Below are 8,929 nucleotides of genomic sequence, written 5' to 3' on the forward strand. Positions count from 1 at the left end.
CTCAGGGGATTGATGCAAGTGTCATTACTGTAAACGGGATGGGAGATGCCGATCCGGTAGCTTCAAATGCAACAGAAGAGGGGCGTTCGAAAAATCGACGAATCGAGTTTGTTCTCAATTAATACATAACATCATGGTTACATCTGCTCGTAAAGGTCGAACAAATCGATCCCATCAGGCAGTCGGGGCTTTCCGTCTCGGAAAGAGCGGGTGTGTGCGATAAGCCGTTTAAAATGTTTACGCAAATGGTAGGCATCGGGTACGTTCGGGCGGAACCAGTCCCCTTTTGCACTAAAGAGCCAGTCTATGGCTGATTTGATATCGAGTAGTGTATATCCCCCCGTGTCGATAAGGAGACGAATCTGTTTCGCCCAGCTTAAGACGTCGAACGGTTCGACAAACTGAGGATCGATCGAGGCGAGATGGCGGATAAAATATTGAGCCATTTCAAACTCTTCGGTGGTAGGCTTGGTGTCAGTGAGCTCTTGTTTGGTAGCAACGAGAGGAGCATTAGCCGCCATGTCGCGTCGTGCCCATCGTTCAAACTCGGCGCACCAATCGAATGAGCGACGGTTTTGGCTCCGTTGGTAGAGGTTGAAGTCGTCAAAAATATCGGTTCTCAATCCCTCACGATCGCAAAATTCCAAGGCAAATCCGTGAAGTTCTTCAAATGCATCGTTGCTGAGGTTGAGATAATAGTTGCTATCACTGTATTGAGCGGCATTTTGTAACTGCACGAGGGGAACAACACTCTCTATTGGGGCAAAAGTGTAATAAATCATAACCCCTTGGTCGCTTTTACGGCGAATGGTTTTTAAAACCCCTTTTTTAACCATCCCATCCAGTGCTTCGATCACTTCGCGTGGACTGTGCCGAAGGGTTTGTGCCAAGGTTGAGGCGTCGATATCACGCGGTTTTTCTCCCCAGTGTTGTGTGTGACGGGCGATAAGAGGGATGAGGGCACGCTCCATGAGGGTGAGATCCTGACGATCGATGAGTGAGGCGGGGAGGGTAATCATTTTCGTTTCACCGATTGAAGCAATTTGGTTTTAAGGGGTACCGAAAGGGTCGTTTGAGTTTCACGCTCACGGCGCAGTATTTCATTACGGTACTCGTGGGTAACACGTGCTTCAAATAACGACCGATCGAGCGAAACGTAATCATAAATCCAACGTTTCGTCAAGATTTTTACCACTGCAATATCTGTTTCATCAAGCAACGTTTTCTCTTCTCCTTGACGTTTTATCGAGGTAAAACGGATCGCTTCAAATCGCTCCAATGCACTTTTTTCACCATCACGTATTAAGCTCACATCACGGCGGATATCGTACATAAGGAGATAAAGTTTTTGCCCCCGCTCTTGCGCCTCTTGATCGATAGGAGTCAAAACCTCGTTTTCAAACTCTTCGGCAATCAGAGCAATTTTTTCAAATCCGCTTTTGTAAGGCATCGCCCGTAAAGAGAGGCGGCGAAAAAACTCACGGTAGTGTGCCGGTTGAATCGTCCGTACCAAATCGGCGACATGCGCACGGAGGTTGATGTCCTCCTCGATTTTGAAGTATTCCATCAACGAGGTGACGAATTGGGTACGGATTTGATCTTCGGTTGGTCGGTTGTTTTGCATAATAGAAGTATAGCATTTGGAAATAAAAGGGAGATTTTTTCGAGAGCAATTCCATTTATAATATTTAATAACTATATTAATTATAAATTGAAAGTTATTTCGCTATGATTCAATTCAAAAAACAATATTTAGCAAATAAAGTCATTTAATATTTAAAAAGGAGCTTTGCGAATGGCAAAAAACTTCGGTGCCCGTAAAAATAGCAAATACAAAGTAGTCAGTACTTCTCCAAGTGTCAACAAAACGCCAAGAGGTCCCTCGGTTGTAGACGTTCCTTATGATGTTCAACAAAATTTGAGCAAAGCGGATGCTGTATCACCCAATGTCTTTTTCAACAGCGACCCCGTCTATCTTAAAACCTCGCACAGTACCAAAGTCACCGGAGATAAACAAGGGAGCAAAGGGGGGGTAAAATCGGGAACGGTTGAAGCACAATCCGATCCGATAGAAGCCAGCCCAAGTGTTTTTGTCAACGGAAAAGCGGTTGTACGGGTAGGTGACGTGCAGTATATGCAAAACAAAAATACCGTAGGAAAGGTTGTTACTTCCGAAAGCGGCAGCGCGGCACACATCACCGATGAGGGGAAAATTGCAACTGCCACTACACCCGAACCGATACCGATGCCCTATGCCAAAAACAAACCGACCAATAATTCCGGCTCCGGCTCCCTAGGTTCCCGCACCGGTTCTCCCGTGTTGCTTAAAAGCGGAAAACTTTTGTATACCGCTATCGATACCAACATCATCGCCCCATTTTCTTTTAGTCTACAGCGAACGTACCTCAGCGACGGAATCCGTGGGATGTTCGGCAATGGATGGCAGTGTGCTTATGAAACGAAACTGATTCACACCGATCCCCAAACCTTTAGTTTAGTCTTTGTCGATGATCAGACGTTTCGTTTTACCTACAGTGACAAAGGCTTTATCGACAGTGACGACTTGGGAGCATCCCTCACCCTTTTGAGTCCTCAAACCTTTTTACTTGATTATTTTAGTGATGCCCATACCGAACTCTATGTAAACGGCTTCCTCTCCCAGATGAGAGATCGCAACGGCAATACACTCGATTTTATTCGTGAGGGTAATGGTCAGCTCGTTCGTATCACTTCAGGGCACGTCACGCTTTCCTTTAGCTACAACAAAGAGGGATTCGTCTCTCAAGTACGTGATCATACCGATCGTCTCTGGAACTATACCTATACACCGCAAAACACCCTCAGCGAAATGTACGATCCGCTCGGTGGAGTAACACGCTACACCTATAGCACAACTACTCATCAGCTCACACAGATCATCGATCCTAGCGGTGTGATGGTGTTGAGTGTGGACTATGATCCAATCAAACGGGTGATGAGCTACACCGAAGAGGCTCTTAGCTATACCTACCGCTATGAACCAAACCGTGTCATAAAAACAGAGGCTACTGGCGATAAAACGATATATGGGGTCGATAACTTCGGAGCCATCCGCGCTATCACCTATCCTGATGGTTCCACAACCCGCGAAGAGTATCATGACAATACCTCTATCGTTATCGATGAGGGGGGAAACACCCATATCCGAGTCTTCGACAACCGTCACCGCCTCATTCGTGAGATCACACCCGATAAAAGGACCATCCTCTACAACTACAAAGGAAACAACCCCTACCCATCACTCATAAACCGTGAGGATAAAATAACGACTCATGTGTATGATGAGCGTTACAATAAACTGAGCACCACCTACAACGATGGAACAAGTGAGAGCTACTCGTATGATGATCGCGGCAACAAAATCGCCTTTATCGACCGCAATGGTGTCTCTACCTCGTATGCCTACAACGATTTAGGTCAGCAGATCCGCATCAGTGATGCACTCGGAGGTGTAACGCAGAACGTCTATGATGATCTCGGTAACCTCGCGACGATTATCGATCCACAGGAGAGGATTGTGCAGTTCGAGTATGACACCCTCTCACGACTCATCGCCATCACCGACAATGCCCGCATAACGACCCATATCTATCACGACAATGCAGGGCGTATCAGTGCTGTTCGTGAACATAGCGGGGGGATGACTCGCTACGCCTATAATGAACATGGATTGCTATCTCGCATGATCAATCCAGCCGATCAGCTCCGTATCTACACCTATGAGGGTAATCGTCTCGTCTCGATATTACGGGAGGATGGAGAGAGTTACCGATTCGCCTACGATAAAAAAGGGCGTAGAATCTCTCAGATCATCGGAAATAAAACCCTCTTCTTTCACTACGATAGCTTGGGCAATCTCCTCCGCATCGAGGACGGAACCCATACAATCGAATACGTCTATGATGTGAACGCCAACATTCTTTTGGAGCGCCTAGGGGATGAGAGTGTCTCGTATGCCTATAACGCCGATGGTTCCAAACGCTTTATCGGATATGAGGGGATGCACTATCAACTCCAGCGTGATGAGAGCGGGAACCTCACACAGATGCGCAGAGGGTTAGAATCGTATGGTTTCCAATACGATCCATTGAAAAATCAAACCGCCCTCACCTATCCCAACCGCCTCACCCAAAAGAGTGTGTTTGATCCGTTAGGTCGATTGATCGAGCGTAATATCGGCGATACGTCTCTCATCTATACCTATGACAAAAGTTCACGGCTAACCTCCCGTAACCGCCTTCCCTATCTCTATGATGAGGCGGGACGTGTCATCCTCTGTGATGAGGAGAGCTATACCTATGATGAACTGGGCAATCTCATCCTAGGCAACACTCTGATCGATCCCCTCACCCATCGATTGCTCCGATACGGAGAGTGGGAGTTTGCCTACGACACATTAGGACAGATGGTAGAAAAAACCTCTCCTGAGGCTCGCACCACTTATACCTATGATATCGAGGGGTATTTGATAGGGTATCAGCGTACGGAATCGTATTCGTCATTCCGTGCACCGACACGGAATCCATCCCACGTATTGGAACTTTGTTTCACCTACGACCCACTAGGACGACGAATCACCAAACACTTTAAGTCGTTCGTGGTGAGCCAGTCGAACCATGAAACGATAAATGAATACCACCACCGCTACCTCTACGCAGGAGACAACATCGTAGCCATCTATAATGCAGACACAGATCAGCTGATCGCTACATTGTTGCATGATGAGGGGATTGATACCCCTCTCTCTATCAGTGTTTACCCAACGACTCCTTTGAGTTCTGAGGAGCAAGAGCGTTATGAGACATTGGATGAGAGCGAGCAATATCTTTTTAGAGAATCCCGTATTCAAACCTATTATTATCATCGAGATCATCAGAACTCTATCTTATCGCTAACGGATAGAGAAGGCAAGATCGTCGAGAGCTATAGTTATGATGCATACGGGAAGATTACTCATAGTACCAAGAATGTAAAGACTTATAACCCTTACGGCTACACGGGACGGGAGATAGATGCTGATGATTTGTATTACTACCGAGCACGATACTATGATCCTACGATAGGACGATTTATCACTCCTGATCCGATAGGCTTTATGGGTGGGGATACAAACTTTTATCGCTATGTCGGGAATGATCCGGTGAATTTTACGGATCCGAGTGGATTGCTACAAAGTGGGATACCGCAAACAAGTGTACTAGATACGATCTCAAATACATTCGATAGTTTTAACAAAGGTGTTCAAAATTTCTTTTCGCCGAATCCGAAAAGTTCATCCGCAGCCGTCAATAAAGGAGATGGAGGAAAAGTTATTGGTACAGCATCACGTGATTGTGAAATCACAAACGGCTATTTTGCTAAACGGACAACAGTAGAAGTATTAGATGGAACTGGAACGTATACCTTTGCCTATAATAACAACTATACCAAAACTCCAAATCAAAAAACAAAGATTGCACATATCATCTACAATAAACGCAAAAGTGCCTATGGAACCAATAAATACCCAACGGAAGCATCGATCAAAGAGGCATTAACAAAAGAGAGTTACAATGCAGGGGAAACAATCACCTTTAAGCTCTTTAAAAAAGAAGAGCGTTCAATCAAAATCACCGAAGCCTCTATAGGGGAAAAAATAACATTGGTAGCGACACTCAGCGGATGCCCATCAGGTCAAAATGTTACTTTTAAAGTCTATGAAAAAGATCCTATGCTCACAACAGCTGGACGTGAATTGGTTATGCTAAAAGACGGAGCTGAAGTGACCCAAGTCACAACAATATCTCAAGGCACATATGCGGTAGTAGAAGTGGAACTCAGACCTAAAAAGGATCAAAAGAGTTCACCGACCGACACTAGCCCTAGCCTTGAACTGTGGCAGGAGAAGTTTAAACACACGACAGGTACACCTGAAAAGTTTGATTATCTGTGGCTAGAAGTGAGTGCTCTAGCTAAAAACTCACCCCAAAAGTTCTTGCAAGGGAGTGGGGAAGCGTTGAAAGTAAAAGGATGCCAAGAATTATTGTCCATAGATGAAATGAAATTAATATTTGAAAGTGCTACTCAACAAAGAATTAAAGAATATCATCCAGTAATAAATCAAGCACTTTGTTTGTTCAACCATAATAACAGAAAAAGTATAGCTTATTTTTTAGGTCAATGTGCCGCTGAAACTGGCAATTTAGTATATACATCAGAGTTAGGAGATGAAGCATATTTTTCACAATATGATGGTCGTGATGATTTAGGAAATAATCAACCTAGAGATGGTTCAAGGTTCAGAGGAAGGGGAATGATTCAAATTACAGGTAGATCTAATTATACTAAGTTTGAAACCTATGTACGCACCAATATTCCTAAGTATGCTTTACTAGATGTTACCTCTAGCAAAGACAAAGCTACCCAAATAGCAACGAATTTAGAATTGGGTGTTTTAGCAAGTTTATGGTACTGGGTTTATGGTGAAAAGAGTCAAAAAATTGCGAATTCTGTAAATAGTGACGATATTTATTGGGTCTCTGTTTATGTAAATGGTAGAAAAGTTCAAGCTCATCCATATTATGCTAACAGAACAACCGAACCAAATCATATGCAACGGCGTATTGAAGCAACTAATAAAGCTAAACAAATTTTAGGAGTTTGATTAATGAAAAAGTGTATTAAGAAAATGTTATATTCAGTTGTAATTGTTTCATCAATTACTTTTGCTAACGATTGTATCAACACAAAAGATATAAAAGTTACTATCTCAAATAAACAAGGTATTGATACTGCAATTGTATATAACGGGGTAGTAACCAATCAATTACTTAAAGAAGAAATTGTAATGCGAGGAAAAACATTGTATCAATTGGCTGATATTAATTTTGATGGTAAAAATGAATTTTTATTGCAAACAGATATCGGTGCAAATCTTTCATACAGTGTTTATATCATTGCATGTGATAAATTAATTCCGTACAAACCAATTCCTTATATTGGAAATTATAAAATTGACAATGCTAAAAAGCAATTAATAATTTATAGGAAAGAGTATAATAAAGGTGTCATCAATACATATTGTAATGATGTCCAAAAACAATACTTATGCAAAATTGAAAATTTTTTCAATGAAACTTTGAAAATTGAAAAATCCTTGAATACAAATGGTGAAATCATTTTCCAAGGAATAAAAACCAACGAAGATAAAGAAGTTGATTATTTTGTAACTCTAATTAAAAAAACATATTTAAGTAAATTTCCATCTGAATCATCCCAATCAAAAATGTACCTAATCGCAAGTGATAAAGTAAAATTGTTGGATACAAAAACTGACGAATCGGGGCAAGAATGGTATTACATCAGCTACCAAGGGAAAAAAGAGATCAAGGCATGGATAAAAGCTGAAGCGGTGAAATGAAGTATTTTTAGAGTTCCCGATCATGATATCGGGAATCTGGAAGTGATGTTATTAGGTGATATTTTTGATATCTGCAATTGAATAAATCTCTGCGTAAATCATACCTACCAACCCTCTAATGGAGAGGGAAAGGCATCGAAAGCAGGTATAGATGGATCGAAGGTAGCAGGTGGAGATATAAAGATAGAGCCGAATAAAATGCTTTATTTTATTTTTTATGTATCTACTGGAAGTAAAAATGACAATATCTTTAAAAAAGCAGCATTAAAACGGGCCAAAAGTATTAAAAGTGGGACGAATTATCGTGGGAATATCGATATAGTTTATCTAGAAAAAGTTTCTAAAACCTCTGAAATAGTCAAATATGTTCATCAGAAAGTAGCTGAAAATGGTGGAAAAAATAAAACTTATGTTAAAACTATCGAAGTGTTTGCTGAATTAAAAGCAGATAAGAACGGTTCAATCACCAGAATTACAAAACATAATGATATTCCAGTAAATAATAATCTTCAATCCTATAATGATCCGTTACGTCCATCTCCAATTTTTACTGGAAAAATAGATCAAGCGGCTATCAATACCGTTAATAATTCAGTATTAGCACAAGATCGAATGAATAAAACGATTGCAGAAAATGAAGCAAGATTTTTTAAAGAATTTAAAGCGGGTACAATTAATGGCCTAAAAAATGTAGATACATTTGTTTCAGTTGCAGGAATAGCTACAGCTGGAAAAGTACCATTTCCTGTAACTTTATTTTTTGGCGCTGCATGGTTAGTTACCAAAACATCGCTATATCTCTTAGAAAATACTGCACCAACTCGATTTATGAGCGGCTTAGCATTTGATACAACAGCAGATATAATTGCTGGTAGCGATAGAAGAATTATGATAGCAAATGAGCTTATGCTGAAGCCTTATTTTGCATGGGTAGCTGATAATATTGAAAAAGACAAAGAAAGTAGAAATAAATGAGTAATAAGATTAAATTTCGCATATTTGGCTATACATTTGGACTAATTGGAATTTATTTTCAAATTTTCCCTACAAAAATATTCCTACTTGATATGATATTTATCATGATAGGGATAGGTGCATTACTACAAGCAGAGAGGTATAAATGAATAATGATCAAAAGTTAAAAAGAAACGCACAGATTGGTGCAATCATGATGTGTTTTATGGGCTTTATGATATTTGGATTTAAGAGTTTTTTATTGGAAACAATCGGCACTGGATTTTCTCTTGTATTTATTTTAACATTTGGTATATATGGGCTGTATCTAATGATACCCTACTTCACTAATTTAAGTGATCAAAATAAGCCATGGAATAAAAAGTTTTAAAGATTGGAATGACCCCAATATACTAAACACTTTTTAATGCGTTAATTTTGTTGATGATAATTCCACTACATAAAACTGCTTTCACATTTCAAAAGTATCTTATGGTAAAAAATAAGGTAAAATGATGATTGGTGTTTGCAAGATAC

At 40.8% G+C, this 8,929-nt stretch carries 6 protein-coding genes; 4 read left to right on the forward strand and 2 right to left on the reverse strand.

Annotated features, from left to right (window positions below):
- Nucleotides 1-137: 137 nt before the first annotated feature.
- Both PHR02_RS12050 and PHR02_RS12055 read right to left on the reverse strand, forming a co-directional pair.
- Nucleotides 138-1,019 (reverse strand): hypothetical protein, encoded by an 882-nt coding sequence (locus PHR02_RS12050; protein WP_299992367.1) that lies wholly within the window; start codon nucleotides 1,017-1,019, stop codon nucleotides 138-140.
- On the reverse strand, nucleotides 1,016-1,624 hold the full coding sequence (locus PHR02_RS12055; protein WP_299992369.1) for a hypothetical protein: 609 nt from the start codon (nucleotides 1,622-1,624) through the stop codon (nucleotides 1,016-1,018). The genes PHR02_RS12050 and PHR02_RS12055 overlap by 4 nt, the downstream gene beginning before the upstream one ends.
- A gap of 171 nt (nucleotides 1,625-1,795) precedes the next feature.
- Between PHR02_RS12055 and PHR02_RS12060 the strand changes: the two genes are divergently transcribed.
- The 4 genes from PHR02_RS12060 to PHR02_RS12075 all read left to right on the forward strand — a co-directional run bounded on the left by PHR02_RS12060 (nucleotide 1,796) and on the right by PHR02_RS12075 (nucleotide 8,783).
- Entirely contained in the window at nucleotides 1,796-6,682 is a 4,887-nt protein-coding gene (locus tag PHR02_RS12060; RefSeq protein ID WP_299992370.1) for an RHS repeat-associated core domain-containing protein, read from the forward strand.
- Between the two features lie 3 nt (nucleotides 6,683-6,685).
- Entirely contained in the window at nucleotides 6,686-7,438 is a 753-nt protein-coding gene (locus PHR02_RS12065) for a hypothetical protein (protein ID WP_299992371.1), read from the forward strand.
- A 198-nt stretch (nucleotides 7,439-7,636) separates the two neighbouring features.
- Nucleotides 7,637-8,413 (forward strand): hypothetical protein, encoded by a 777-nt coding sequence (locus tag PHR02_RS12070; protein WP_299992372.1) that lies wholly within the window; start codon nucleotides 7,637-7,639, stop codon nucleotides 8,411-8,413.
- Between the two features lie 145 nt (nucleotides 8,414-8,558).
- Nucleotides 8,559-8,783 carry a hypothetical protein gene (locus PHR02_RS12075; RefSeq protein ID WP_299992373.1) on the forward strand — a complete coding sequence of 75 codons (225 nt, stop codon included), beginning with the start codon at nucleotides 8,559-8,561 and terminating at the stop codon, nucleotides 8,781-8,783.
- Nucleotides 8,784-8,929 lie beyond the last annotated feature (146 nt).

The organism is Sulfuricurvum sp., assembly GCF_028688295.1.
GTDB lineage: Bacteria > Campylobacterota > Campylobacteria > Campylobacterales > Sulfurimonadaceae > Sulfuricurvum.

Bases quoted from the DNA above. Each gene is read 5' to 3' on its own strand.
- PHR02_RS12050 (WP_299992367.1), bottom strand. From the start codon at position 1,019: ATGATTACCCTCCCCGCCTCACTCATCGATCGTCAGGATCTCACCCTC.
- PHR02_RS12055 (WP_299992369.1), bottom strand. From the start codon at position 1,624: ATGCAAAACAACCGACCAACCGAAGATCAAATCCGTACCCAATTCGTC.
- PHR02_RS12060 (WP_299992370.1), top strand. From the start codon at position 1,796: ATGGCAAAAAACTTCGGTGCCCGTAAAAATAGCAAATACAAAGTAGTC.
- PHR02_RS12065 (WP_299992371.1), top strand. From the start codon at position 6,686: ATGAAAAAGTGTATTAAGAAAATGTTATATTCAGTTGTAATTGTTTCA.
- PHR02_RS12070 (WP_299992372.1), top strand. From the start codon at position 7,637: ATGCTTTATTTTATTTTTTATGTATCTACTGGAAGTAAAAATGACAAT.
- PHR02_RS12075 (WP_299992373.1), top strand. From the start codon at position 8,559: ATGAATAATGATCAAAAGTTAAAAAGAAACGCACAGATTGGTGCAATC.